Consider the following 25,176-nt stretch of genomic DNA (forward strand, 5'->3'; position numbering starts at 1 on the left):
GCCAGTATCTGTGAGCCTCAGGCGGCCGGGCGGTAGGTGCCGAGCAGCGATGGCGGGCCGTCGGTCGCGACCACTCCCTTTTCCACCAGATCTTCCAGATGCGCCAGCACGGAAAGCGCGGCAGCGCCATGCAGGCGAACATCGGTATCGCGGTAGATTGCCCGCACCATGTCGGAAATCAGCCGGTCGCCGGCCTTGATGCGCTCATGGATCGCCCTTTCGCGCATCCGCCGGTGCGTGCGCAGGCCGCGCATGAAGGAGGCCGGCTCGCGCACCGGCCCGCCATGGCCGGGAAAGAAGATCTTGTCGTCGCGCGCAAGCAGCCGCTCGAGCGAGGCCATGTAATCGGCCATCGCCCCATCCGGCGGCGCCACGACGCTGGTCGCCCAGGCCATGACGTGGTCGGCCGAAAACACGATGCCGGATCCTTCCAGCGCAAAGCAGGCATGGTTGGCGCAGTGGCCGGGCGTCAAAAGCGCCGTCAGCGCAAAGCCGTCGCCGAAAATCGTCTGGTCGTCGGCCACCGCGATATCCGGCACGAAATCGATGTCGGCGCTTTCCGCGAACGGATTGATTTCACCCTCATGCAAAGGGCGTGCGGCCCGGTGCGGTCCCTGTCCGACGGTAAGCGCGCCCGTTTCCTGCTGCAGTCGCCGTGCCAGCGGCGAGTGGTCGCGGTGAGTATGGCTGACAAGGATATGGCTGACGGTGCGGCCGGCAAGCACGGCCATCAGTGTCTCGAAATGGGCAGCACTGTCCGGCCCGGGGTCGATGACCGCCACGCACGAGCCGGCGCCGACGATGTAGCTGTTGGTGCCATGGAAGGTGAAGGCGCTCGGATTTTCGACCGTCAGCCGCTCGACGCCGGGAGCCACAGGCACGCCACGGCCATAGCCGGGATCGAAGGAGCGGTCGAAGTCGGGGCTTGCCATGTCACTCTGCCAGTTCCCGCCCGGCACAGGCCGAACGATCCAAAGTACGTTTCCCCTTCCGCCGTAGCATAGCGCCCCCCGAACATCAGAAAAATATGCTGTCTTGCAAAACTTAGTGATTGTGACGGCGGCTCCGCTTTGCTAATCAGGCCTCGGTTCGGCGACACGGTCGCCCGACCATGCTGGGGCGTCGCCAAGCGGTAAGGCAACGGCCTTTGATGCCGTCATACCCTGGTTCGAATCCAGGCGCCCCAGCCAGCAACTATAGCTCGCCACATATCTTTGAGCATTCGCCACTGAATCTGAGCAAAACGCCCTCTTAGGTGGTGTAACTGCTCGTTCCTGGTCACGCGAAAACGAAAAGGCGACCGGCTTCCTTTCGAACGTCGTGGACGATCTTCAAATTAGGAAAGAGACCGAAATCGAGGCCTGCTGTCCCAAGTGCATCAGAAACTCGATCCGCATCGGCTTGCGCGGGAATTGATTCGGAATTTTCTCGTGCGTACGCGAAGGCCTCGCTGACCAAAGCTTTAAGGGAAGCCCACGACACAGCGTCATTGTTTCGCTCATAGTCGACCCACTGCTCGTCCTCCAGCGGGGTGACAAGAGGCTTGCCATTCACCTGCTCCGTTCGCGCAAGTGTGACCTGATAGTTCCGGATGATATTTGACAGTCTCGCCTGAGCGCCCTCGGCCGCGTGTTGGATCGATGCCTTTAAAACATCCAATGTCTCTGCGCTGCAAGTTTTCATCCGATTCACTTGCGCTATGTTCGGGATCAGATCGCTTCCGTCAAAATTGCGGCGAATGTTGTGATCGCAAACCTCGATGAGATCATGCAACGCCATCGGCAATAGCGAATTGGCGGCCACTAACGCCGCTTCGCGATCCCGAAGATCGCGTTCTCTGCCATCGCGAATCTGATGGGAAACTCCGAAAAGTGCAATCAAAGCGGCCAGCGCTGTGGCAGCGATGGTGAGGATTGTAGTGAAGTAGCTCCGAAATGCGTCGTCGTTCTTCGTAATGTCGATGAACCAGAAGACGACGAGGAAAAACTCGGAAGCTAAAAACACGCCAAGAACGACGCCATTCAGCGAGATCAAGGATGCGTAACGTTTGCAAAAAATCCGCAAGGCTTTAAATCTCGGTGTTTTCTTTATCGAGGCGAGTGCCCCAATATGCTTGGTAACGAGGCCCATGGGATTCCGGCTGCTGCCCTTTCTCAGGGCGATCAATCAGCACAGGGAGTGGGGCCGGAAGCTCCGGGCCAACGATGATCGCTTCGCCTTGAGCGAGCGAGGGAATGAACGCCGCAGCGTCGCGATCCAGCTCGCCACATGATCGCTCGATAGTCTCCCGGTCGCGGTCGTTCGTGAGACGGTGGACGAACAGCGTACCGAGCTGACTTAAGACATCCGAGGGAACGTCTCTGGGGCGCTGTGTAGCTATCGTTGTCGTTAGCCCGTATTTTCGGCCTTCCTTTGCGATGAGACCGAAAGCATCCAGCATGACGTGGTTTGTGTCATCGCCTATTGATCGACCGATGAACTGATGAGCCTCATCGAGGAAGCAGACCAGCGGACATGTCTGGAAGACATTTTGGCGAGCGAGACCCAGCAAGTAGCGTCCAAGCGTATTTAGCAGCAGCTCTCGGGTGTTATACTTATAACTGACGTGCTCGAAGGACAACACGAGTGCGTGTTGTTTCGGATTTGAAATGAATTCCTGTATTTCCTTGCAAATATCCGCACCTTCTTCTGAGAACAGACATCTTAATTCCGATGATGAAAAATAATTTTCGATACGTACAAGCAAAGGATTGCAGTTGCCCAAAGCAAAGTCGTCATGGTTCCCAAAGGAGCCGAGGGGGCCGTTGGTATGCTGCTTTATGCACTCTTCTTTGATCTGGTCCGAAAGCAAATGGATATCAAAGTCACAGAGATGCGAATCGAGTTCCTTCGACAAGTTGATCAGCGCCAGCGACATGGCATGACGACTGTTCCCTGCCTTTTTCACAACGCCGCTTTGGCCAATCTCGATATAACCGCGCTTACTGACTGCGTATTGCTCGCTACCATCGTCCATTTTCGTGAGAGGATATCGTGGAGGTTCCTGCCGCAGCGCTGTCGCGAGCCTTAAGCTCTTAATAGCACTGCGAAGGTTTGGGCCTTGCATTTGCGCTGATGGCGTCAGTAGCGCGTATAGATCAATCTCAGATAGTTGCCTGTAAGGAAACCTGGCAAGCGGCTGGTCATCATTCGCCTTCGAGAACGAGAATTCCTTCGCTCCAGACACCTTCCCAGCAAACTCGCCCGTGGGATCGAAGAGGATGCATTTGCCGCCCAGCCGAACAATCTCGTTCAAGAGCTTCGACAATGTCCAGCTCTTGCCGCCTCCAGTCGCGCCAAAAATTCCACAGTGACGTCCAAACAACTTTTCAGGTGGCATAGCAATCAATGCGTCCGCGATGCCGGACAGCCTACCGAGATTCACCAGAAGGCGTTCATCCTTTCCCGGCTCGATCTCACCTTGCAGCGCTTCTCGAATGGCGGCTGCAAGTGCACCACCATCTGCGAGATAGACCCCGTCACCGACGCGCGGCTTGACGTTGATCCCGCGAGTGACTCTGTGGGTCGCTTTATTGACGGTCGCAAGAAGCTGCGCCCGCCCTTGAGGTTCTGCGCTTGCATCAACTTCCATCTGGCGCTCAAGCCCAAACCGCTGCCTCTCTGGAACCAATACGTCTGTTATCCGGCCGAGAATCGTCTCCTGGTCGCAATCGATGAAAACAAAATCACCGGTCGCGCCTCTAGCCAGACCTCTTTGACCGCTTGCAGCCAACGCCTTCGGTAAAGTTAGCTCAATCGAAGACGCGCTCACCCTCGTGACAGTGCCAACGCGTTTGTCTGGATCGATCAACGCGATTACTGGATCGGTCATATTGCTCCATCCCTGATCTGATCCAGCCGCATCTGAAGGCGTTGCCGGTCCGACTCGCCCGTGATCGCTGGAATGGCATCGACCAAGTCCTCGAACCTGCCGTTAAGCAAGGTCACTCGGGGATCGCCTTCTGTGACTAAGCGAGCCATCCGATTTTGATATTTCCTTGTCGGTAGCCCGACGTCCAGAAGGTGGTCGGGTGCAGGATACGCGTCCAGCTTCGCCGCCGGGATGAAAGACGGATCGACCAAAATGACACGGAGGCTAAGGTTCGACTCAAGAGCTGACCAGATGGGGGCACTGATATGGTCGTCAGCGAAGCCAAATCCGGCGATCAAGAGTGCCGTATCCGGTTCACGAAGGGCTGCTTGAAATGCCGCGAACATGTCTAAGTACGGGCTTTCGAAAGCTTCCTGATATTTTGTCGACCGGGGATAGATTAGAACGGGGTTCAGGGCTGGATCGCTGGCCCGAGACCGGATGACTACGCTGTCAGCACGGCGTCGCCAATCAATTGAACCGTGAAGCTTATAAAGGTGAAAGACGCCATCGATGTAATCGGCTTTTGTGCCGGATGTCTGCCTCCTGACAAGATCGTGCTGAAAATAGTCACGATTGAAACGTTGTTCGGCACTGTGGGAGAAGCCGTCGATTAGTACCACGCCCAGGCGAGATGCGGCCTCTTCGACACAAAGATCGTAATTGGTCGTGAAAACCTTGACACGGGGCTTATCGACCGCGCGTTTTGCGAACTTCTGGATCAACCCACGATGGGCAGTTAGCGTCGTGGCCTGGTCTACAAAATCTACTTTGCCGAGGATTGCGCTCTCGGCCTTTTCGATGAAGACCTTCAATTTGAAAATCGGTCCATCGGGATCGGTCTTCTCTTTTTCCTTGGCTCGGACCTCCATCAATTCGAGCTTCATCTTGCAGAGACTGAGGAGATTCTCGATATCGCCTGCTTGCAGTTTGCCGTTTTCCTCCGGCGGCAAACTGCCAACAACATCCAGGACGACGTCGTCGAAGGCTGAATGGTCAGTCAGGGAGTTCTCGCAAACCTTTTGTCTGGCGGCGTGCCAAAGGTCGCTCATTCCAGGTGCTTCTAGTGGGCCAGTGTTTTTCGCGCTGAAGGAGGCCCCTGAACCAAGGAGCGTTAGCACATTTGTCGCATGGACGGCCTGCGTCAGAACCTCGTGGATACGCCCCTTCGCTCCGGAAATCCTTTTGCTACTGGCGTCATCTGGATCAGACTCCTGATCTTCCCATGCGAGCCATTTTCCTTCACGGGTCAGAAGTCGAAGGTTTCCCCCAGCGCCCTTCTTGTTTGTCCAAAAATCGCTCACAGGTCCTCCCCGACTCATCGATCAACATGGTTTCGGGTGGAGTTATTCGCGCATCCGCTTTCAACGCAAGCGGTCATGCAGCCATATACCGCTAATTTCCGTCAGTATTGTCTTGCAAGCTAGGCGAGTGCGGCTGGCGTCCGCTGCCAGTACCTTACGTCGTCACATCTTGAGATGATGCTGCTGATGCACTTCAACCGCTCGCACTGGTTTGTGGCCCAGGTACGTGACGCTCGGGTAGCCCCGCCAATCTAACTCTGGTTGGACACCATACTCACCCATGGCGGCTCTTTGAGCCATCTTTTTGGGAGCGGCGGCATCGTGTCCAAACACAGCCTCTATCTTTGGCTGCGAGAGATACAATATGGTATGAGCGACCAGGCGCGTTCCTGCGACCGCTGCGGATCGGTCTCCTAAAACCGATGGATCAAGGGCATATGACACAGAGTTTGTTGCCGCCTCCAGCGGTTTGCCGAGGGGTATTTTTTGATGGTAGAACCGCGTCAAACCCTTCAGCATGTCGCCTATGTTCTGGTCTTCATTGACGAATTTCGGGTCATTGCAAACCAGGGCGACGTCGAAAAGAAGCTCTCCGTACTCGACCGTTTGCCGGACATAAGCGCCCTCAAAAAATATGTCTTCGTCGGCATCAACCGCTAGCTCGCGCCTTTTTCCAAAGGAAACGAAGATCGTTTCGAACGGTAAGCGCTCTTTTTCGAACTGGCGTCCGACAAGGCTGTTAGACTTAAACTGGTCAGCAAGGTTGGATATATCAAAGAGCCGACCTCCGTGCAGCATAACGTCTTCGGCCAGCGATTTGAGGCCAACCAAGGTTTCGAATCGCTCGGTGCGTTCATCGGGCTGCATCCCTGCAAATTCTTTGGACGAAGCCCAGTTCTGAATAATCTTCTGCTGATTATAGGTGTTGCACAGGTCTGAATTCTCAATGGATGCCCTATATGTTCTGGCAAGCTCATGCATCCGGTTCTCAAATAGGGTGTCGAACATTATTGCCCGAGAAGGATGAGGGTAGCGCATTGCTCGTTTCCATATTTCGCGATAACGAGTTTCACATCTGGTTTTGCAAGGGAAAAGAGAGCATTTTGTGAGGGAGCTTGAACGACCAGTCTACGCTATTGGCGACGTGCACGGCCGCCCCGACTTACTCCGGCCCCTTCTGGATGCGATTGCTGATGACGCCGTTGGCGAAAATCCAAAGATCATTTTCCTTGGCGATATCGTCGACCGAGGCCCGGACAGCAAAGAGGCGCTTGAACTTATCGACGAAGCCTTTGATCGCTTCCCTGGCTCGCAGCTTATTCTAGGAAATCATGACGAGTATTTCTTGCTGGCGATGGAAGGTCTTTTGACCGATAGCGATGCGATCAATTGGCTTGAAGGTAACGGTGGCCGAGCAACGATAGAATCGTATCTCCCTGGAACTCGTCCGTCCGTCGGCCAGTTCGCTGATTTCATCAGCAGGTACTATGAGCATCATCACACCCTATTAAGACACGCCGTCAGTCAGGTTGTGGTAGGTGATTACTTCTTAGTGCACGCCGGAATTCGACCTGGGATCACGCTCCAAGCCCAGTCCACCTACGATATTCGTTCAATTCGTGACGACTTCCTGCTGTATTCCGGCTCGTTTGAAAAGGTCATTGTACACGGGCATTCGATCACGCGCTCTGGCTTACCAGAGGTCTATCCGAACCGGATAGCACTGGATACTGGTGCTTTCACGACCAACCGTTTGACAGCTTGCAGGATAAGTTGCGAGAACACACCAGCTTTCCTGATGACAAGCGTGAATGGTGCCGAGGTAGTCGTCGAACGTGTTTCACCGGCTTCGGCGACAAAAAGCAGCTCGTTGGTTGCCGAAGCCCGCAACTTATCTTGCTTTCCACAAACCCCACATTGATACTTCTACGAGAATCTGCGTGGGACGTCTGGAGGGATGATAGTGGCGCGTGAATGGCGGCAGTTGCTTGAACTGCGTTTGAGGAAAAGCACCTCGACAAGTTTTCAGAAGTTCTTTGCAGAGTTTATGGGCTGCTTGTATCCAGATGACTACATCCCAGTCAGACCCCATGGCTCGCTGGGCGACGGCGGCATGGACGGCTACATGCGAAGCAGCGACACGCTCTATCAATGCTATGGTGCGGAAAATGGGGTGGTCAATAATATCGCTAACGTCACTGGCAAGATGAAAGCCGATTTCGATACGGCTCGCATAAACTACGAAAATCTCAAGGAATGGCGATTTACTCACAATCTCATTGATGTTCCGGCCCCGATTGTTAAGGAATTGTTTGCGCTCGAAATTGAGGGCAAAAAGCACGGTATAAAAGTCGGATTTTTTGGGATCAATAATTTCCGTGAATTGCTACCGCAACAGTCAGCGGACAACCTCGAAGAGCTTATCGGCATCCGAGCGTTGAACGCCTCTCATGTTGAGGAGCTGCCTAGACTCATCTCTGAAATCCTCGACGGTGTCATCGACGAAATTTATTCTTCGGGGATCGAAAAGAAGCTCGCCGCCCTTCCGATCAAACCGGTCCCGCTTGATAAGCTGGACCACAATAAGATTCCTCCGATCTGGAGAGAGCATCTTATCACCTGGCTGAAACACGCGCACACGGTAGAGTACGTGATCGGCAACTATCCTACTGAGAAAGCGGCGGAGCTAGCGCCGCGCTATTTTCACGAACGATACAAGCTTCTTAAACAACAAGATTTGTTGCCGAAGACCATTCTGGAGACCCTGCATGAACAACTTGCGGGGTTTGTTTCGGAACACAATGGCCGCTACGAAGCCGCTCTCGCAATAATGGCGAGCATGTTTGAATCCTGCGTTATCTTCGAGGATAAAGAGAAGGCAAAATACCCGGAAGTCATCAATGATCCTGCCTAGCAAATTCTTGCCCGCCGACCGCGCCCTGATAACTGTAGGTGGCGAGGTTCTGACGGTGATCAACGAGACGCCTCGCTCGGTCAGCGAGGTCTGGGAACGTGTGAGCGCGGATAGAAAAACGCGCGGGCAAATCCTCGGCTTTGACTGGTTTACCTTAGCTCTCACTTTTCTTTATGCCTTACAGATGATCGAAATGAGCGATGGGCTTTTGCGGATTCGCCGGGCGGTGAAGCCATGATCATCACTGTCGGTAGCTCGCTTCCATCGTTTCGGACGATCACTTTCCATAGCGGCCTCAATATTCTTTTGGCCGATGAAAGCGAGATTTCGACAGAGAAGCAAACGCGAAACAGCGCCGGGAAATCGAGCATCATTGAGATCGTGCATTTCCTATTGGGTGGCGATATCACCCAAGGTACGCCGTTTGTCGCTAAAGCTTTGGCCAGGACATCGTTCTGGGGAGAGTTCAACATCGCCGGGACTAAGACCAAGGTGACCAGGCATGTTAATATGGCGGATCGCGTCTATGTCGAGTTCGATAGTCAACCTGAGACACCGCTCGTGCAGGAAGGCGACCTCATCGAGCCGTACACCTCTGTGAGAAATTGGAATGCGTGGCTCGGTCATGTGATGTTTCGACTTCCGCTACAACGCGAAAAAACAGTCTTCGAAGACGGCGGCCCGACCTTTCGTATGCTGTTGCCGTACTTCGCTCGTCGGCGCGGCAACGGCGGCTTCCTACATCCTGCAAAGGCTTTTGAGAAAGCTCCGGACCCCCAAGCTCAGACGGCACTTTCGTATATGATGGGTCTGGACTGGACCATTGTTCGCGCATTCGACGAGGCGAAGCAGGCAAAGAAGGAAATTGACGCGGACGCTAAAAACGCGATTCGCGCCAATCCTTCACTGACCACGCTTGCGTCTGTGACGGCTGAACATGTTCTAGCCCAGCAGCGTGCTGCAAGGTTGTCCCAGCAGATCGCTGATTTTCAGGTTGAGGAGCACTATCACGACCTCATGAAGGAAGTGACCGCCTCACGCCTGCAGGCCGAGCGGTTGACGCGCGAGGAGGTTCAATATGCAACCGGCATCAAGCATATCGAAGCCAGCATCGAGAATGAGAAGCGGTCGACTTTAAGCGATGTCGAACGGCTCTACGACGCTGTCGGCTTTCAATTGCCGGACAGTGTCCGTATCGGCTTCGAAAGCGTTGCTGCCTTCCATGAATCGGTCGTAACGAACCGGAAATTCCATCTTTCCCAGGAGCTTGAACGAAATCGGCAGCGACTTCGGGAAATCGACGCCGAAAGACGTTCTCACACAACTCGCCAGAGTGAAATCTATCAGAGCCTGAAAGGAAAGGGCGCTTTTGGTGAACTGGTCGACATGCAGCGAAGGCTTGCTGAGGTCAATCAACAGGTCGCCACACTTGCTATGCAGAAAGGTGCTCTGCAGAAAGCAGAAAGCAACAAAAGCGAACATCGCAAAGAGCGCATTAACCTCAAGCAGAGGCTTGACGCTGACTTGGCTGCTCGCGAGAAGGCCGTACGGGACGCCACACTCGCTGTTAATGAGGCTCTAAACGCTCTTTATGAAGCAGATCGAAACATGTCACTGCGTATCGAGAGCACAGAAACCGGACCTCGCTTTATCGTTCATATCGACGGAAGCCGCAGCGGCGGGATCGCGAACATGGAGATATTCGCGATGGATTATGCGCTTTTCAAGCTCGTGTCGACGAGCTTCGGTGGGCCGCATTTCTTGATCCACGACAGTCATCTCTTCGATGGTGTAGATTCGCGGCAGGTTGCGACAGCGCTGGAGATTGGCGGCGATCTGGCCCACGCGGTGGCGGGTCAATACATTGTCACGATGAACAGCGACCTTTTTAAAGAATTGCCGTTCACGGAGGGATTTGACGCAAAAAACCATGTTCTGCCAGTGGTGCTAGGTGACACAACGACAGGAGGCCTGTTCGGCTTCAGGTTTGAGTGAGGCTATCAGTCAGGGTGCCGGGAACGCTCCCTTTCCTGGTTGTCATACTTTTGCGACTACACGGAATGTTCAAAGCTGGCTGATCAAGACCGACCTTTCATGAATGCATCCATGGCGAACCCAAGGTAGCCGCATTTACCTAAAGATGAATTGGGCCAAAATACAACTCGACTCTAGCCTTTGGCTCGATACAGTAGAGCTGGGTTCGGAGACATGCAATTTTTGCGGTGTGCGCATTTGCGCGGGAGTTGGCCCGTTCGAACTTCGCTCGGGAGGAAATAATGAAAGCCGTAATAGCCTGTGTATTTATAACGTTGTCTGTGATCGCTTCGGCATCGACGGCCGGTGCGCATGGCGGAGGGTTAGATAAGAACGGATGCCACCACGACAACAAAAATGGCGGAAGTCATTGCCATTGAGGTCGTTTTTGCTGACTCTCCTCTGCTTGTCTTTCCCTATCGCAAGCGCGGTGGCCTGGGACGGCGTTGATAGCGGCACGGGTGGCTCTGTCGAAATAGGCAAGGGAAATCTTGTCAGGTCAGGCAGCAGCATTGAGGTCTTCGATCACAACTCTGGCGAAGTCCGCAACGTCGACGTCCAGAGCATTCGGCTCTACGGCAGCACCGTCGAGGTCGAGGTCTATGACAATGACAGCGGAGAATACCGGACGTTCGATATGGAGTCAGACTGACCCTTCGTCAGGTCGTCGACTTCCAAACTATCAGGACGGCGCAGTATGACCTGCGCCGTCCTGATGCCCTTACATCACTTTCTTGATGTCGACATACGCGCCATTGGTCTTCAGGGTAACCGTGACGGGCCCGCTTGTGCGGTTGCGCCAGAACCACCCATGCTTGCCATCGAATGCAGCCAGCAGCTCGCCTGAATCGCGGTTCAGATCGGCCTTTCTTATAGCTTGTGGTCTGCCCGCCATTTCCATCTGCATGCATATCGTAGTTGAGGCCACCCCCTTGCGCCGTCCACTCATAGGCGGCCTTGGCACCCTTCGACATCGTCAGCTTGATTTCCGTCGCCTCGCCAGGCTGCAGTGTGACGGACATTTCGTCCTTTCGCGTGGCGGCTTGGGCGTGGGCGGACGAGATGCCGAACTCACGGATGATCCGGTCAATCAAACTCGATCCCTGTTGCACGGGAACGGGTCCTGGTTGGACTCCGCCGGGCTGTGGCGTGGTGGCGTTGACACGATCCGTCTCCGCCTCTTCAGCAAGCTGAACCTTGATCTCACCCATCGCCGTTAGCCCCATACGCCAGAGTTCTTGTCGAGCTGATGACCGCTATGAGCTAACACCAGTCGACACCGCTCGGCGGCTTCGCGCCAACAGGAGACATCAAGGCCTTGTCTTGGTAAGCCGGATTTGGCTGCCCTTGGCCTCACGCTCGTTGCCCCAGCCGAGATGCCTGTAGAAGCCCGCCGCACGGCTGTCCCTGTCCGTTTCAAGCCAAATCTCGGAATGGTGGTTGAATAGCTCGCTTTCCGCGACTAGCACCAGTTGGGTGCCCGAACCTTTTCCCTCGTGTGCAGGGAGGACGAATGCGGCAAAAAGAGAAGCGTCAGCCACGTCTATCATTGAAAATCCAACGATTTCATCGCTCACTACAGCAACCCAAGCGCATGGCGAAGCAGAAATCATCTCAGAGACCGAATTGTCGGTAATGCCTAGCTCGGCAAGACGCTCTCGGGAGATGTGATTTTCCCGCACCGAGGTCGGGACACGGAATAGGGTTGCAACATCACCCGGTTCAGCAAGCCTAATCTCCACTGTCATTGAGTCCCCTGCATTTCTACAAACGTCGCTGATATCACCTACATCCTAAACGAATGTGACGGGTCATGGCCTGTCGGCTTCGGGTAATTTGCGGTCATTGCTTTGTTACATCGTTGCCGTAAGCGCTGTCTGAAATCAGGAGGGACCGGTGGATGGCACACGTTATTTTTCTGCATGGCGCGTCGAGCAGTGGCAAGTCAACTATTGCAAAAGCGCTGCAGAAGCGCATCGAGCAACCGTTTTGGCATGTATCTATTGATCATCTGCGCGACGCGGGCGTGCTTCCGACCGAACGCTTTAAGAACGGAGATTTTCGCTGGGGTGATGCCCGGACGGCCTTTTTCAATGGGTTTCATGGATCACTGCGGGCCTACGCGGATGCCGGTAACAATCTCATTCTTGAGCACATTCTTGATACCGAAGGATGGCTTGAAACGCTTGTCGATCTCCTGGCAGAGCATGACGTCGTCTTCGCCGCCGTGCATTCACCGCTCGCAACCTTGATTGAGCGTGAAGCCGCGCGAGGTGACAGGCCGGTGGGCAGTGCCAAGAAGGACTTCGAGACAATACATGCAGGAAAAACTTATGACATCGAATTGCAATGCGATGACGGCGTGGATCGCAACGTCGAGAAGTTACTCGACGCGTGGCGAACTGAAAGTCGTTCGTCAAATTTCGCAAAACTGAAGTCCGCCTAGTGCCGACTGCGGTCAATGGCGGGAGCGAGTTGATGATAGTCTCCGATGTTTTAATCACGCGGCGCGAGTACGATCCATCGAGATTATTGCCGAAGCTGTTCGCACCTGATTGCCTGTTTAGTTGACGTTAGATTTCTCCGTAGCGACAGGGGTTTGGTCTATCGCCGCTTATTCGGTCTGCTTTGATAAAACCGCTTGATGACTGCTTGACAGGGACGAATTCGTTCTGTATTTGTTCCGCCATGACCCAGCACGTTCGCACATTGCTACGAATAACCCTATGAGCCGTTCCGCTTAGGCGGGACCTTTAGTGTTGTTCTATTGCGAGTGTTCCTGATGAGCGTCTCTCTTTCATCCCCGACAGGGTCGCCGACTGTTTCGGCACAAACCTTTTATCCACTTGGCACTGTTAGATGCTCCGGTCCGATTGTATACCGAAGCCAGCTTGCCAGGGATTTGGCATGCATTCTTGATGTCGATGACAACGTTATCTCCTGGTCATGCATGCCGGTTTGCCTTTCAAACGGCATCCAAACTTATCGCCCTGATTTCCTCGCCGAACGCCATGACACATTAACTCTCATCGACGCTTCGGCCGACGGACATCCCGACTGGATTTCCCAAAGTGCTGAAGCCGCCGGGTATAAGTACGAGACGGCTTCGCGTTTCTCACTTCCCAAAGTGAGATTGAAGAACGCCAAAGACTTGCTCCGCTATGCCAGATACGAGACCGCGCTTTCCGACCGCATCCGCCTCCTTGCGGCTCTTGATGAGCATGGCAGCCTCACCGTTGCTGAGTGCCTCAACGCTTTCCAGGAAACAAAACCGATAGCTGGGCTTGCGAGCCTCGTCCTTCATCGCTTCATCACGATGGACCTAGACGAGACCCTCATCGGCCCAGAGACGCAGGTTCGTCGCAAGCGCGACTGATCCCGACTTCCAATTGGTTTCGCAGCATGAGCTGCAGGTAGGTTTCCCATGTCCAAGTTAGAAAAACCGAGAAAGCGGCAGAAGCCCGCTTCGGCGTACGGGTTTGCATTGCATTGCAGCGTCACGAGGGCTGTTCGTTCAGTTCCGGCATTCGCTGCAGGTGCGCCCGGGATACTCGTGCTCATTACGCCCAAGGGGAAAGCTCCCTTCGATTACGTTAAGCCGATCACCACGGCACTCCATGGAAGTGACGTCGATTATCTCGGCCGCGACTTGGGCTTCATGTGCATTGTATCGAAGGATCGTCCGGAAAAATCTATCGGTGAATTCGAGACCGAATGCCGAGATAAGCATCGGGCAATCGTGATCGCAGAGTCCCGGGATATGGTTCCGACGGTAATCTCGTTGGCGGCAGACGCAGTGATCGATATCCCGCCAATCACGCCGACCGACCTTCAGGCCTCTTGCCACTGTGCGCTCAATATTGAGGCCACAGAGCAACAAGCTGCCGAAGCGCTCTCGTATCCCGAGGCAATGGTTTGGAGTGCGTTACGGGTAGGGCGACCGATGCATGAAACTCTCCGCAGATTGAGGGAAGCGACGGAGGTCGAAAAAGACACCGTCGCATCACGCAGACGTTCCACTCCCGTTGTTCGTCTTGAGGAAATGCCTGGGTACGGGCAGGCGAAAGACTGGGGCATCCAGCTTGCTGCCGACCTCACGCAATGGCGAACCGGCAAACTTAATTGGAGTGATGTCGATAGGGGCTTGTTGTTGAGCGGACCGCCCGGGGTGGGGAAGACTCAGTTCGCGCGGTCCTTGGCAGCAAGCTGTGACTGTCACTTCATTGCGTCCTCGCTCGGTCAATGGCAGGCACGCGGGCATCTCGGTGATCTCCTCAAGGCAATGAGAGCGGATTTCGACGCCGCCCGGCAAAACGCGCCGTCAATTATCTTTTTGGATGAACTCGACAGCGTTGGTGACCGGGATACCTTCACCCACGAGCATGCATCATATTCGGTGCAGGTCGTGAATTGCTTGCTCGAATGCATCGATGGTGTTGCCGGACGAGAAGGGGTCATCGTTGTTGGCGCTACCAATAATCCGAGCCGCATCGACCCCGCGTTGAGACGAGCTGGACGCCTCGACAAGCACGTCGTCATCGGGATGCCCGACGAGGGGGAACGGGTCGCGATCCTTGCACACCATCTCGGCACCTCTCTTCCTGCAGAACAGCTCAAGGTCCTCGGACCGCAGATGGAAGGCATGTCTGGTGCTGACATCGAACAGTTGGCTAGGCAGGCGAGAAGAATTGCTCGCAAGGAGGGTCGATTGATGACAGTGGACGATCTTGCGGCGAACTTACCTGCGCTTATTCCCGTCGACGGATTCTACAGGCAGACAGTTTCCGTGCACGAGGCAGGTCACGTTATCGCGGCCGACCAGATCGGTTACGGTGACCTCGTCGGCGTGTTTGTTGCTCGACAGCTCAGCCCGCGCATTCAGGAACAGCAGGCCGGGGCGGCCGCGTTTCGCTACAAGCCGATCTCATTCAGGGATCGCCAATCATACTTGGACGAGATTTGTACCAACCTCGCAGGGATCGCTGCGGAACAACTCATCTTTGGGCGTCACGGCGACGGCTCCGGCGTTGGCAGCGATAACGATCTCCGACGGGCGACCCGGTTAGCTTACCTCGTCGAGGGCAACTTCGGCATGGGCGATGGACTTCGCTTCATCGACATTTCAATCGACGGCAATTCCGTTCAGGGCGACCGTCAGCTTTCTCGAAAGGTCGACCGGGTACTCAGCTCCGAGTTCGAAAGAGCCAAAGTCATTCTTTCAGAGCAGCGGCCACTCCTCGAAGCCTTGTCAAAGGAATTGCAAGACGTCGGGCGGGTTTCTGCCGAGCGGTTCATTGAAATCAAACAGAAATCTGGGCTTCCAACGAGAGGGCATTAGCGTCGTGATAAGGAAATCACTCAAAACTCTGTGCCGATTTTTCCAAGGAATTACCCATGAAAATAGGTTTCTCGTGACTTCTACGAGTAGTTTGAAATACGTTGTCATCACGTTCGTGTTGGAGAGTAAGACCGTGAAAGCAGCGCTATCTCAATTGAAGGACCTATGGGCGTTTAGCCTGTCCGTGCGCTGAGTCTTATCTCGGCCACGCCAGGCCGAACGCTACCGAGAAACCGTAATTGGACCAGGTAGCATGAACGTATTCGAAGATAAATTTATCGGTGTTGTCGTGCCCCATGCAAACATGCATGTCGGGGCCATCGCCGTGTTTTGCCGACTACCACGCATAACGAACTGAACCGTATTTCCGATCAGTCCGAATGTGTTTGGCCGACAGATGTCGCGCCATTGATGGAGGTTGGCGTGATTTTTCCCGCTTCGAGTTTCTCCCGTAAAGTACCTCTTTCTCTCGTTGACCTTGAGCGCCTTGGCGTTCCGGCAATGATCATCCACGCACTCGCTTGCGAAGCCTGTGGCCGTCGCAATGCGGCAATTCCTTCCGATCTCGGAGGGGCTTGCTAATGAAAACGGGATTTGAGCCAGGAAGTCAGCCAGTCTTTGAACCCGCGCGTCGCGTGATGCACATCACTTTGCCCGGCATCGCTCCGAGCCTCAAGGTGGACGGCGGCTATGTGCGCACGCGGCTTCCGTTGATGTTGGACGGCATGTTGCATTTGGAGACGAACCCGGCAGTCGCCCGGATTCGTCCGTACCCGATCCGCATTGAATACGCATCCAGCCAGACGAGCGAGATGTTCAAGATGCGCGACCACACATTCGATCTTGGTGTCGAAATGCGTGATGGTCGTCGCATCTACATCGACTACGAACCCCTTGCTATTCAGCAGGAACGTCGTTGGATTGCTGACCGCACCGAACGTCTGCAAGACGTCACGCGCCGCGAGCTGGGCGCTGATTATGCCGTTCACGACGAGCGTACTCTTTATATCCAGCCGCGCTTCGCCAACATCAAGATCATTTACCGCCACATGCGCGTCAAAGATCACGATGCCCTCATGGTCGTGCGCCGCGTGGTTGCTCAGATGGCAATGCCAACCAATATCGCCGCCGTCCGCGACGAAGCGAAACTGCGTGGACTCCGGTTCGAGGTATCTGACCTTACCGGCCAGACAGTCGTTTTCGCCAAGGACCTCGATGGGGTCGACCGTGCGTTCACGGCAATCATGCAGATGGCGGCCATGGGAGAGGTTTGCATCGACCTCTCGCGACCTTTTAGCGACGCCTCGCTCCTTTTTGAACCTGCAGTCTGAGGAGGTAGCAATGTCGATCCGTGTAAATCCCACTGCCTTCCTCAACCCTAATGCCATTAAGATGGCAATGACGGCCAATGATCTTGATCTGCCCCAGCCTAAAGAGACCCAGAATCACCAGCCAATCGCGATGGCAGCTGGCGAAAGTTATGATATTTACTCAACGGGTCACCTGCGCGTTGGACGCTACGTAGTGCGCTCTTGGTCCGTCGATGACAGGTTCGGCGCGTTCGTAACCATGGACAACGTTCTCAGCAACAGCTCCATCCATCTTACCATCTCGCAGTTGCTCTATCTGGAAACACACCGCCGGATGCGTCCGAACAACACTGGGCAACGAAACGACAACGCCCCTGGAACGGCATTCAAGCTTTCCGACAAGCGTAAGGAGAAGGCGACGCGATACCTCGGTTACGTTGAAGCCTGCTTGAAGGGTGCAAATGACGCCCAGCAGCCTGTCCGGCGAGGCATTATTGAGGCTGCGGTCCGAAATCACGCCGCCATCACAGGCGACAACGATCCGCCGTGTTACAATACCATGGCGCTCAAAATTAAGCAGTATTCTAACGGCTCCTTTGACTACTTGGTCGCTCTTGCGCCGAAAACAGGGTCTGGGAATCGGTCTCATCGGTTCTGCGACAGGATCGAAGAACTTCTCGCCGATGCCGTCGAGTGCGCTTGGCGTTTGAAATCCGGTGACTGGCTCGATGTAAAGCGTCTTTTCGTTTCTCAATTGAAGAAGCCCGAAAACGCCGATTTAAAGGCGATCACCCACGAGAGCGGTTGCTTCGTCCGTCCGTCCAATCGAACGATGCAACGGCGCTTTGGTGCCATCGACGACTATCAAAGGACGCTTTGGCGATACGGGGCTGCCTACGCGAAGAAGCACTGCGACATCTATATTCGTCAGGCATTGCCCGATCATCCGCTCGATATCGTCGATGTCGATTTCACGCCTATCCATGTCACGGTTATCGATGATGAGCGGCCGATCATTTACGGCCGCCCGCATCTTATTGCTTTCCGTGACCGGAAAACCGGGTCAATTCTCAGCAAAGCCGTCAGCTTCGTCGGAGCTTCCTTCGAGGCTTTTCTTGAAGCGTTGAAAATGGCTATCACGCCAAAGGACATGTCTGCCTATCCGGGGCTTGAATGGAAGCAGCATGGGGCGTTCGTGCGCCTTGGTGTCGACAATGACCAAGCACTCATCAATGACGACGTTCGGTTCACACTCTCTCAGTTGGGTATCCAGCTCGTAGAATACAGACCTGGGCATCCCTGGGAGAAAGGGGGGGTGGAGCGTCTCTTCAGCATCCTCAATCAGGACGTTGTCCACAATCTCCCCGGCGCAACGATGTCCAATGTGGTTGAGCGTCAGAAGTTCGCAGATGTCAATGAAGAGGAACCGCAGATCACGCTCAGCGAGCTGGATTCCTTCCTCACGCACTACATCTGCGAAGACTATCACCGGAGCGCACACAAGGGTCTCGGTATGCTCAGAACGCTCGACGGCGTTCCGAACAAGCTTTGGGATGAAGGCATCAAAAATGCCAAAAATCGACGTCCGTTTGACCATGACATCCTCGTTCGTGCGTCTGGAAATACGTCGGAGGTAGCAATCCGCAACGGCAACGTAATCTGGGATAATCTTGTTTACACCCATCCTGATTTGCTTGTCGTGCAGGCGGACGCTGGCAACAAGACGGCCGTTCCTGGCGTAAGCACAACACTTTACAAGGCATGGCGCGATCCTACCGACCTTGGCGAAATTTACATTCTTGATCACCACCACGACCGAGTGATCACAGTGCCGGTACAGCCAATTGACGCTTGGTATGCCAAAGGCCTGAGACTCTACCAGCATCGGAAGATCATCGCCTACAACCGTGAAATGGGACGAGACTCCCGAGACTTCGAAGGTGCACTGGACTCCTTCGCAGACCGTCTTGTCGAGATCAATCGCATTCGCGGCAACCGACACACACGTCAGGCACTCGCAAGGTTCCACGCCAAGGCTTCGAAGAAATACGTTCGCAGCCGGATTGTGGAGATTGACCATGAAGCGCCGTCTGGGGCCGTTCCAATGGAACTCGGAAATACATCGCCCGCTCAGAGTGCGTCGTCCGTTTTCGTTGCGCCTCAGCCATCTGCACCAACGCCCAATGAGCAGGCCGTGCCGCAATTTACACAGCCGAAACCGCCATCGAGCCCGGCAGCATACTCGCCCAGCGTGGGCAAGAAATACGACCTGGATGTCGATTCTGATGACGACGACATCTCTGCGCTCTTCAACAAAAAGGACGACGACAAATGATGGTTTTCCCCAAGTTCCACACGACGCCGTTCAACACCGACCAGGAGCGGGATGCAGCGTCGCGTCTTCCTCCGGCCGAACGTCAGGCAATGGTGAAGAACGTTCTGTTCCCATACGACCAGTTTCTGGCCGTTTCCAAGCAGATTGAGAAATTTCACCGGCCAGTTGAAGGCGGAGATGCCGATACCGGTTGGTTGGGTGGCCTGATCGGTGAATATCGCTCCGGAAAGACGTTCATTCTGCAGAATTTCGCACGTCAGTACCCGCCTGTGATTACCGACAATGGATTTCAGCAGGAAGTGATTTATCTCCAAGCGCGGCTTGATTGGGACACGCTTGAGCTTGGTCGACAGATTTACCTTGCGACCGGCATTCCGACGCTTCCTCGCCTCACGACATCGACTTTAAATACCAAGGCGGCCCGCAGGATTATCGACTGTGGCGTGAAGCTCATTATCGTTGACGACGCGCATTGTCTTCTTGGTACTCCGGGTCGCCGTCGCACCGTCTTTATTTCCCTGATCAAATATCTCCTGGATCAGGTTAACGCGTGCAACATCCTTCTCGTGGGTCCTTCTATCGTTGAGCGCTCGATGGAAACCGATCTTCAGATGTTGGGGCGCGGCGGCTTTCCTCGCTTCCGAACCGAAGGGTTTGATGCGGAAAGGCATGGGCGAACGCAGTTCCGTGTATTTTTGCATGGTGTCGATCAGCGGCTTCCGTTTCGCCAGCTGTCCGACCTTTCTGCAAAACGATACATCGCTGACCTGTACGAGGTCTCCGACGGTTCAATCGGTATGGTCATGAACATCATCATCGCCGCCGCATACGATGCAATCAACGACGACACCGCGTGCATTATGCGAGAGCATCTGGAGCGAGCGGCCATGGACCGCTTGCCGACCGGGAAGACCTACAAGCCATTCGGCCAAGTGGTGCCTGCATGACCATCGCTTTCGATATCCGAACCACGCCTTTCAGTCGCTGGACAATTGAAAACGAGCGCGACGAACCTGGGCATGGCTATTTCGCGCGACTGGTTGCCGCCGAGGGTCATTCCAGCGTTACGCGTTACAGCGATGGCATCGACGTGGACACGCGTAACATGAACCCTGAGAGGCTGATGGAGATTATTCTGAAGCTCCCTCTCAGCGAAGAGCGCAAGTTGCGCCTCCGCAATGCGACGCCAGTGCGGAAAGACGACGGCGTCTGGCTGGCCGGGCAGCGCTTTAACCACGCAAACCTCTCGTTTTCTTCTAGGCGGTGGTGCCCAGGCTGCTTACACGAGAGCGCTCACCACCGGGCCTGGTGGGACATCATCGCGATTGCGGATTGTCCGTATCACCGCCATCCGCTGCTCGATCTTGATCTGCATGGGGAGCCTGTTCGTTGGTGGTGGCCGATCATGAATATGTCGCCGCGCGGACAGATGCTCGCTGCCCCTTTTCCGAGAGCCAACGATACCGAAACGTTCGCAGGCTACATCATCGGCAGGCTTGGCTTTGATCGCCGTTTTGAGGCACCCATTCTTGATCAGAGCGACATCGGTACCGTAATCGATCTCTGCCACCTCGTTGGCCGGTTGCTGGCGTCTTCGTCCCTGTCTGACGTTCCGCCGGATGACTGGAAATTTGTAGAAGCTGGATTTCAGGCATTGAGCGGCGATGCCGTGGCATTGGTCGAAGCTGTACGAGCTTGGATTAGACTTGCTGTTCCCCAGGAAGTCCGAACCAAAGGGTATGGCTTTGTTTTCCGGTGGATCGTTGAAAGGAAGTGGGGGCTGCTGGACCTGCGCCTCACTGACATGCTGCAAAAAGTGCTTCGCAAGGCGCTGGCGCTCGAAGCCCGGGAGTTTTCCGGGCCGTTGACGTCGGATGCTTTCCTGGACGAAGAGGTCAGTCTCGCAGCCTTGGCCCACCGCATGGGTGTCGCGAGAAACGGCGTTGCTACCGTCGCCGACATGCTCGGGTTTCTTCCCAAGCGTGAGAAGTATCGCGGACTGGTGATGTTCGATCCGTCCGAAGCCGATGCTATCGAAGCCTTCTGGCACAAGACGATCCACCGTAGGCAAGCGGCCCCATTGCTTGGGCTGACGCCTCCCGAGATTAAAGCCCTTGTTGATGCGGGGAACCTTCGAGAGTTTTCAAGCCTCGGAGTGGCTGATGACGAAGGATTCCGATACCTGAGATCGGATGTCAACGAAGTGCTCAATAGGCTTGCGGCGCTCTGCAAAGACGGACCATCCGCGCACCGGACCGGCTTCCGTCACTACGCGAAAGACCACAAATTGCGCAGGGGTGATCTCGCTGTATCCATCCTCAAAGGTGAGCTTGAGATTGTGGTTGCCGATCCTGCGAAGATTGGCTTTGAAGGCCTGGCGATCATCTGCGAGCCGATCAAATCGACGCGTCGGCCTTTACGCAAGCTTCAGCGTTCCAAAACCATGATGTCGGTAGGTGAAGCAGAGGTTGAACTGAGCGTTACGCGTGAGACGATGTTGCGGCTGCTCGACGGTCGTCATTTGAAGGAAGGAAAGGGGGATGGTGCGGCCCGTTGGCTTAGCAAGACGTCTGTAATGGCCTTCGCTGCCAAATATCGGAACGCCAGCACTTTCCTGCGGTCATTGAATGTCAGCCTGGACGAAATGATCGCAGTCATGGCCGCGAGCGGGTTCAAACCTCTGCTTCCCAGAAGGCCGAAGGCAGAGGCGCGGTCGGTAAACACGATTTATCGGTACGAGGACATCGCTTTGGCGTTTGGACTGAACGCTGATCCCACACAGATCGACGATCCAGAATTTTGGAGGCTTTGGGAAAAGGTGAGGGCACTTGGAGGGAACATGCCGCCGTACCTTCAATTTCCTTCGCAGCTGCCAGTTGATGGGCAGATCGTTAGCAACGCGGGTAACAACGTCGCTTTCTTTGTCAGCTTCGAGCCCGAGGATCGCGTTTTAAAGTTTGAGGGAAGGCGACGGGCGTCGGAACTGGGGACCGTGACGCTCATGGTTTGCGATATCGAGCCCTCGTTGAGCTGTCTGGAAGAGGCACTGGTATCGCTGATCGAGATGACTCCCCGGCGGCGCTAACCGATGTCGGCAAAGAAATCTGCGATCCGCAATACGCTGCGGGTCGTGTTTTTCCAAGCGGGCGGGCCGACCACTACACCCACGTCAAGCCTTTCGAAAATAGTGTAGCAGCCAACGACATTGTATCCTGCCTCTTCGAGCTTGATCTTCGCAGCGGCCATTTGCGATCCAGTCGTAAGGAAATCATCAAATATTACGATTGGCAGATTTGTCGCACCATTGACCCGAAAAGCTGCGAGGTGATCATCAATTCGACGGGCACGCTGATTTAAATGTGATTTTCCTACGAGTGCATTCCAGCGCAGCATGTCGAGGCAGACGCTACCGTTTGCCATCCGATTGACGATTGTTTTGGCTATGCGCAGTGTTCGAAAAACGTTGTTTTGGCCGATGACGCCATCGCCATTCGGGATTGGTACCAAGGCCACAGGATACGGGTAATGAGCCATTATTTGCGCCGCAAATAACCTATTGATTTCGTGCTGAAATAACCCGACGTTGTTTTTGTTGATCTTGGTGTAGACGCCGTTGATCCAGAAGTTAAAACTACCGTTCAGCTGCTCGGCTTTCACGACCCGCTTCATGTGGATGGCGTCCCACTCGACCTGGGGGCGATTTTCTTTCTTCTCCGCATTGTATGGTATCAGACACGTCACGGAGATATCGGTCATCGGCGTATGGCTTCCAATAGCTCGGCCGTGTCAGTCAGCACACGGGTTTTGGGATGTTTGAGAAATTTTGATGGCCAGGTGACTGACTCATCTTCAACAACTGAGCGCATGATGAAGAGCCAACGGTTATTTCTTTGGCATTCTGCAGCCTGGTGCAGTGTGCCTGAGGTGTCGGACGCCTCGACGATCACCGTGGCGTCGCTCAAAACGGCCATGACCTTGTTTCGTGCCGGAAAATTGGATTTGTAAACCTGCTCACCGATATTGAACGGCGAGATGAGCAGGTGCTGATTGTAAATTTCCATCTGCAGTTCAGCGTTCTCGGCAGGGTACGCCTTATCCAAGGGGGTCCCGACGACTGCGGCTGTTTGCCCGCGTGCCTCTAATGCTGAAGTGTGAGCAACCGTATCAACACCTTTCGCCAAGCCGCTCATGACGAGAACGTCTGCTTCAGCGAGCTGCCTTGAAAGCTTTGCTGCTCGGCGAATTCCATCAGGGCTAATCTGCCGAGTACCAACAATCGAGACTGTTGCCTTGCTCAGAAGGCGAAGATCGCCTGCATAATAAAGGAATGTGTCTCGCTCCCCATAGCTCCGCAGCAGATCGGTTTGTCCGGTGTTGCTTGCGCTTCTGCCAAATTGCTGCAGTACCTCCTGGAGAGTGGCCGTGCGAATTCGCTCGGGCCTCATATACAATGAGGATGGCCGCCTAGCTTTAGTGGTGGTTGCAGCAGTGGCTTTCATTGGCCCATCATTACAGCGATTTCAAGCGATTCGCGAGGTCTACAACCGGCCCGACTACAGGTCGCTGGTCAGTGCTCAAAGATATGTGTCGTTGCTCTGAGCTATGTGGCGATATGCTCAAAACACGTTGGCGACGACCCTGAATACGATAATGAAATCAGGAAGCCATGCTCAGAGATACCGGGCGAGCCTCAGCAACTTGAGACCCATTCTAGCGTAACACTAACGAACGGCAGGGTAGAGACTTGGAAGCCATCGCTCGATGACATCGAGTGGGAAGCCGAGGCGGACTTTGCCCTTGGGGCTATCGGATACCAGCACGCCCCGTTCAAGCAGGCCGGTCAGAACCGTACGCGCTTGTCTCTCCTGGTAGCCGGTGAGCGCCTGCGCCTGGGATCGGGAAAATTCTCCTGCCAGCACCGCTTCGCGCAGCAGCGGCCAACTACCCTTGGGCAGGCGCTGAATCTGCACTTCCTCGGCACACCAGACTTCGATCCGGTTCAGTAACTCTTCGGGCTGAAGCAATCCCTCCATGAAGGTCACCTGATCGACGCAGCACGAGAGGAAGAACGTGGTGAAATCGGTCAGGCCTGCCTGTGTAAGGTTACCTCGACCATCGAGGTCGCCGCGGCGTGGCTGATCCGCCCGCGCCAGCAGGCGTTTGTAGTCATCAACGTTTCGTGCAAGGCCGCGCGACACGGACCAGAGTTCCGAGCCTATCCCGAGGTCCCGCAGCAGCGCATGTGAAAACAAGCGGGTGACGCGACCGTTGCCGTCGAAGAAGGGATGAATCCATGCGAGGCGATGATGGGATGCTCCGACGCCGATGATCTTCTGAAGCTTGGAAAGCATATTCATGGAATAGGTTTCGACAAAACGATGAAGCAATGACGCGATCATCGCGGGTTCCGGCGCAATATGGTCGCCAACCCTGACATGCCGCGTCCGAAGCTCACCGGGGACCATTCTGATTTCCTCGCCGGTGTCAGGATTTGCGACGATCAGCAATTCTTCCGGCAGGCGCCGGCAGAATTCGCCGTGAAGCCAGCAGATTCCCGCCACGGACAGGACCGGGAACGGCATGTCACCGTGGTCGATGAGCTGCTGGACCTCTATGTGCGCGCGTGCTTCGAGCTGCAGGTTTCTTTTTTCAGTCTCCGCCGCATACTCGCCGGCCATCGCACGATCAATATCGATTGGTAGCGTGTTATGTCCCTCGATGAGGTTCGAATAGTAGCAGTTCATCGAGCGAACCAAATCGCCAACCGATGCGCGCAAAACCGGATGCAGTCGCGCGGCAAAACGACTGGCTGCCGAGGTCAGCTCGATTGCCAGGTCCTCCAGTTCCCGGTTGCTGTCAGGAAGCAACGGTTCCATGCTTGCAAGCGAAACCATTTTGCCGCTTTCTCTGCCGATAAATAGATGATGTTTATCATAGCTATAGAAGGCAATGTCTGCAATCGTTTTGCCGATGTTATTGCCGCATCGGAATTTCCTGCTTTCGCCGTTCCGGGGGATGCGGCGAGGCCAGT

22 protein-coding genes and 1 tRNA gene are annotated in these 25,176 nt (G+C 54.9%); 13 read left to right on the forward strand and 10 right to left on the reverse strand.

Annotated features, from left to right (window positions below; translation table 11 throughout):
• Nucleotides 1-17: 17 nt before the first annotated feature.
• The gene (locus J5289_RS06685) at nt 18-932 is read right to left on the reverse strand and encodes an MBL fold metallo-hydrolase (protein WP_209187351.1); all 915 of its coding nucleotides are present in this window, start codon (nt 930-932) and stop codon (nt 18-20) included.
• Nucleotides 933-1,115: 183 nt separating this feature from the next.
• On the opposite strand from J5289_RS06685, the gene J5289_RS06690 reads away from it, so the two are divergent.
• Nucleotides 1,116-1,190 (forward strand) — tRNA-Gln (locus J5289_RS06690).
• An 88-nt stretch (nt 1,191-1,278) separates the two neighbouring features.
• Here the strand turns inward: J5289_RS06690 and J5289_RS06695 are convergent.
• From J5289_RS06695 to J5289_RS06710, 4 genes are all read right to left on the reverse strand, one after another.
• Nucleotides 1,279-2,130, reverse strand: coding sequence for a hypothetical protein (locus tag J5289_RS06695; protein WP_209206693.1), 852 nt, complete (start codon nt 2,128-2,130; stop codon nt 1,279-1,281).
• Nucleotides 2,069-3,871, reverse strand: coding sequence for an ATP-binding protein (locus J5289_RS06700; RefSeq protein WP_209206691.1), 1,803 nt, complete (start codon nt 3,869-3,871; stop codon nt 2,069-2,071). Before J5289_RS06700 ends, J5289_RS06695 begins: the two co-directional genes overlap by 62 nt.
• A complete protein-coding gene (locus tag J5289_RS06705) occupies nt 3,868-5,214 on the reverse strand; it encodes an SIR2 family protein (RefSeq protein WP_209206689.1) in 1,347 nt (448 codons plus the stop codon). Before J5289_RS06705 ends, J5289_RS06700 begins: the two co-directional genes overlap by 4 nt.
• Before the next feature lie 162 nt (nt 5,215-5,376).
• The gene (locus J5289_RS06710; RefSeq protein ID WP_209206687.1) at nt 5,377-6,252 is read right to left on the reverse strand and encodes a hypothetical protein; all 876 of its coding nucleotides are present in this window, start codon (nt 6,250-6,252) and stop codon (nt 5,377-5,379) included.
• A 67-nt stretch (nt 6,253-6,319) separates the two neighbouring features.
• Here J5289_RS06710 and J5289_RS06715 point away from each other — a divergent pair, with 67 nt between their 5' ends.
• The 5 genes from J5289_RS06715 to J5289_RS06735 all read left to right on the forward strand — a co-directional run bounded on the left by J5289_RS06715 (nt 6,320) and on the right by J5289_RS06735 (nt 10,814).
• On the forward strand, nt 6,320-7,135 hold the full coding sequence (locus J5289_RS06715) for a metallophosphoesterase (RefSeq protein ID WP_209206685.1): 816 nt from the start codon (nt 6,320-6,322) through the stop codon (nt 7,133-7,135).
• Between the two features lie 42 nt (nt 7,136-7,177).
• Complete coding sequence (locus tag J5289_RS06720; RefSeq protein WP_219276565.1) at nt 7,178-8,128, forward strand: ABC-three component system protein; 951 nt, start codon at nt 7,178-7,180, stop codon at nt 8,126-8,128.
• A complete protein-coding gene (locus tag J5289_RS06725; RefSeq protein WP_209206682.1) occupies nt 8,115-8,366 on the forward strand; it encodes an ABC-three component system middle component 6 in 252 nt (83 codons plus the stop codon). The genes J5289_RS06720 and J5289_RS06725 overlap by 14 nt, the downstream gene beginning before the upstream one ends.
• On the forward strand, nt 8,363-10,123 hold the full coding sequence (locus J5289_RS06730; protein ID WP_209206680.1) for an ABC-three component system protein: 1,761 nt from the start codon (nt 8,363-8,365) through the stop codon (nt 10,121-10,123). The genes J5289_RS06725 and J5289_RS06730 overlap by 4 nt, the downstream gene beginning before the upstream one ends.
• Before the next feature lie 445 nt (nt 10,124-10,568).
• On the forward strand, nt 10,569-10,814 hold the full coding sequence (locus J5289_RS06735) for a DUF5334 family protein (protein WP_247750669.1): 246 nt from the start codon (nt 10,569-10,571) through the stop codon (nt 10,812-10,814).
• Between the two features lie 7 nt (nt 10,815-10,821).
• Here the strand turns inward: J5289_RS06735 and J5289_RS06740 are convergent, their stop codons facing one another.
• Together J5289_RS06740 and J5289_RS06745 are read right to left on the reverse strand one after the other, a co-directional pair.
• The gene (locus J5289_RS06740; RefSeq protein WP_209206676.1) at nt 10,822-11,373 is read right to left on the reverse strand and encodes a hypothetical protein; all 552 of its coding nucleotides are present in this window, start codon (nt 11,371-11,373) and stop codon (nt 10,822-10,824) included.
• Nucleotides 11,374-11,472: 99 nt separating this feature from the next.
• On the reverse strand, nt 11,473-11,910 hold the full coding sequence (locus J5289_RS06745; protein WP_209206674.1) for a GNAT family N-acetyltransferase: 438 nt from the start codon (nt 11,908-11,910) through the stop codon (nt 11,473-11,475).
• Between the two features lie 152 nt (nt 11,911-12,062).
• Here J5289_RS06745 and J5289_RS06750 point away from each other — a divergent pair, with 152 nt between their 5' ends.
• From J5289_RS06750 to J5289_RS06780, 7 genes are all read left to right on the forward strand, one after another.
• On the forward strand, nt 12,063-12,608 hold the full coding sequence (locus J5289_RS06750) for a chloramphenicol phosphotransferase CPT family protein (protein ID WP_209206672.1): 546 nt from the start codon (nt 12,063-12,065) through the stop codon (nt 12,606-12,608).
• Nucleotides 12,609-12,944: 336 nt separating this feature from the next.
• Nucleotides 12,945-13,538 (forward strand): hypothetical protein, encoded by a 594-nt coding sequence (locus J5289_RS06755; protein ID WP_209206670.1) that lies wholly within the window; start codon nt 12,945-12,947, stop codon nt 13,536-13,538.
• Nucleotides 13,539-13,586: 48 nt separating this feature from the next.
• A complete protein-coding gene (locus J5289_RS06760) occupies nt 13,587-15,500 on the forward strand; it encodes an AAA family ATPase (protein ID WP_209206669.1) in 1,914 nt (637 codons plus the stop codon).
• 581 nt (nt 15,501-16,081) lie between these two features.
• Nucleotides 16,082-16,831, forward strand: a complete 750-nt coding sequence (locus tag J5289_RS06765; protein WP_209206668.1) for a hypothetical protein — start codon at nt 16,082-16,084, stop codon at nt 16,829-16,831.
• 10 nt (nt 16,832-16,841) lie between these two features.
• On the forward strand, nt 16,842-19,145 hold the full coding sequence (locus J5289_RS06770) for a DDE-type integrase/transposase/recombinase (protein WP_209206667.1): 2,304 nt from the start codon (nt 16,842-16,844) through the stop codon (nt 19,143-19,145).
• Entirely contained in the window at nt 19,142-20,092 is a 951-nt protein-coding gene (locus J5289_RS06775) for a TniB family NTP-binding protein (RefSeq protein ID WP_209206666.1), read from the forward strand. The genes J5289_RS06770 and J5289_RS06775 overlap by 4 nt, the downstream gene beginning before the upstream one ends.
• Nucleotides 20,089-22,230: a TniQ family protein gene (locus J5289_RS06780; RefSeq protein ID WP_209206665.1), complete on the forward strand. Its 2,142-nt coding sequence runs from the start codon at nt 20,089-20,091 to the stop codon at nt 22,228-22,230. Before J5289_RS06775 ends, J5289_RS06780 begins: the two co-directional genes overlap by 4 nt.
• Here J5289_RS06780 and J5289_RS06785 read toward each other — a convergent pair.
• From J5289_RS06785 to J5289_RS06795, 3 genes are all read right to left on the reverse strand, one after another.
• Entirely contained in the window at nt 22,227-22,901 is a 675-nt protein-coding gene (locus J5289_RS06785) for a hypothetical protein (protein ID WP_209206664.1), read from the reverse strand. The genes J5289_RS06780 and J5289_RS06785 overlap by 4 nt on opposite strands.
• Complete coding sequence (locus tag J5289_RS06790; RefSeq protein ID WP_209206662.1) at nt 22,898-23,644, reverse strand: DNA-processing protein DprA; 747 nt, start codon at nt 23,642-23,644, stop codon at nt 22,898-22,900. The genes J5289_RS06785 and J5289_RS06790 overlap by 4 nt, the downstream gene beginning before the upstream one ends.
• Nucleotides 23,645-23,866: 222 nt before the next feature.
• A complete protein-coding gene (locus tag J5289_RS06795) occupies nt 23,867-25,039 on the reverse strand; it encodes a Fic family protein (protein ID WP_209183115.1) in 1,173 nt (390 codons plus the stop codon).
• Nucleotides 25,040-25,176: the final 137 nt, after the last annotated feature.

Source organism: Rhizobium sp. B230/85, assembly GCF_019355735.1.
In the GTDB taxonomy this organism is placed as follows: Bacteria; Pseudomonadota; Alphaproteobacteria; order Rhizobiales; family Rhizobiaceae; genus Rhizobium; species Rhizobium rhododendri.

Coding starts and splice junctions, on each gene's coding strand:
- J5289_RS06685 (WP_209187351.1), bottom strand. CDS start 932: ATGGCAAGCCCCGACTTCGACCGCTCCTTCGATCCCGGCTATGGCCGT.
- J5289_RS06695 (WP_209206693.1), bottom strand. CDS start 2,130: ATGGGCCTCGTTACCAAGCATATTGGGGCACTCGCCTCGATAAAGAAA.
- J5289_RS06700 (WP_209206691.1), bottom strand. CDS start 3,871: ATGACCGATCCAGTAATCGCGTTGATCGATCCAGACAAACGCGTTGGC.
- J5289_RS06710 (WP_209206687.1), bottom strand. CDS start 6,252: ATGCGCTACCCTCATCCTTCTCGGGCAATAATGTTCGACACCCTATTT.
- J5289_RS06725 (WP_209206682.1), top strand. CDS start 8,115: ATGATCCTGCCTAGCAAATTCTTGCCCGCCGACCGCGCCCTGATAACT.
- J5289_RS06730 (WP_209206680.1), top strand. CDS start 8,363: ATGATCATCACTGTCGGTAGCTCGCTTCCATCGTTTCGGACGATCACT.
- J5289_RS06740 (WP_209206676.1), bottom strand. CDS start 11,373: ATGGGTGAGATCAAGGTTCAGCTTGCTGAAGAGGCGGAGACGGATCGT.
- J5289_RS06745 (WP_209206674.1), bottom strand. CDS start 11,910: ATGACAGTGGAGATTAGGCTTGCTGAACCGGGTGATGTTGCAACCCTA.
- J5289_RS06750 (WP_209206672.1), top strand. CDS start 12,063: ATGGCACACGTTATTTTTCTGCATGGCGCGTCGAGCAGTGGCAAGTCA.
- J5289_RS06755 (WP_209206670.1), top strand. CDS start 12,945: ATGAGCGTCTCTCTTTCATCCCCGACAGGGTCGCCGACTGTTTCGGCA.
- J5289_RS06760 (WP_209206669.1), top strand. CDS start 13,587: ATGTCCAAGTTAGAAAAACCGAGAAAGCGGCAGAAGCCCGCTTCGGCG.
- J5289_RS06765 (WP_209206668.1), top strand. CDS start 16,082: ATGAAAACGGGATTTGAGCCAGGAAGTCAGCCAGTCTTTGAACCCGCG.
- J5289_RS06770 (WP_209206667.1), top strand. CDS start 16,842: ATGTCGATCCGTGTAAATCCCACTGCCTTCCTCAACCCTAATGCCATT.
- J5289_RS06775 (WP_209206666.1), top strand. CDS start 19,142: ATGATGGTTTTCCCCAAGTTCCACACGACGCCGTTCAACACCGACCAG.
- J5289_RS06780 (WP_209206665.1), top strand. CDS start 20,089: ATGACCATCGCTTTCGATATCCGAACCACGCCTTTCAGTCGCTGGACA.
- J5289_RS06785 (WP_209206664.1), bottom strand. CDS start 22,901: ATGACCGATATCTCCGTGACGTGTCTGATACCATACAATGCGGAGAAG.
- J5289_RS06790 (WP_209206662.1), bottom strand. CDS start 23,644: ATGAAAGCCACTGCTGCAACCACCACTAAAGCTAGGCGGCCATCCTCA.
- J5289_RS06795 (WP_209183115.1), bottom strand. CDS start 25,039: ATGGTTTCGCTTGCAAGCATGGAACCGTTGCTTCCTGACAGCAACCGG.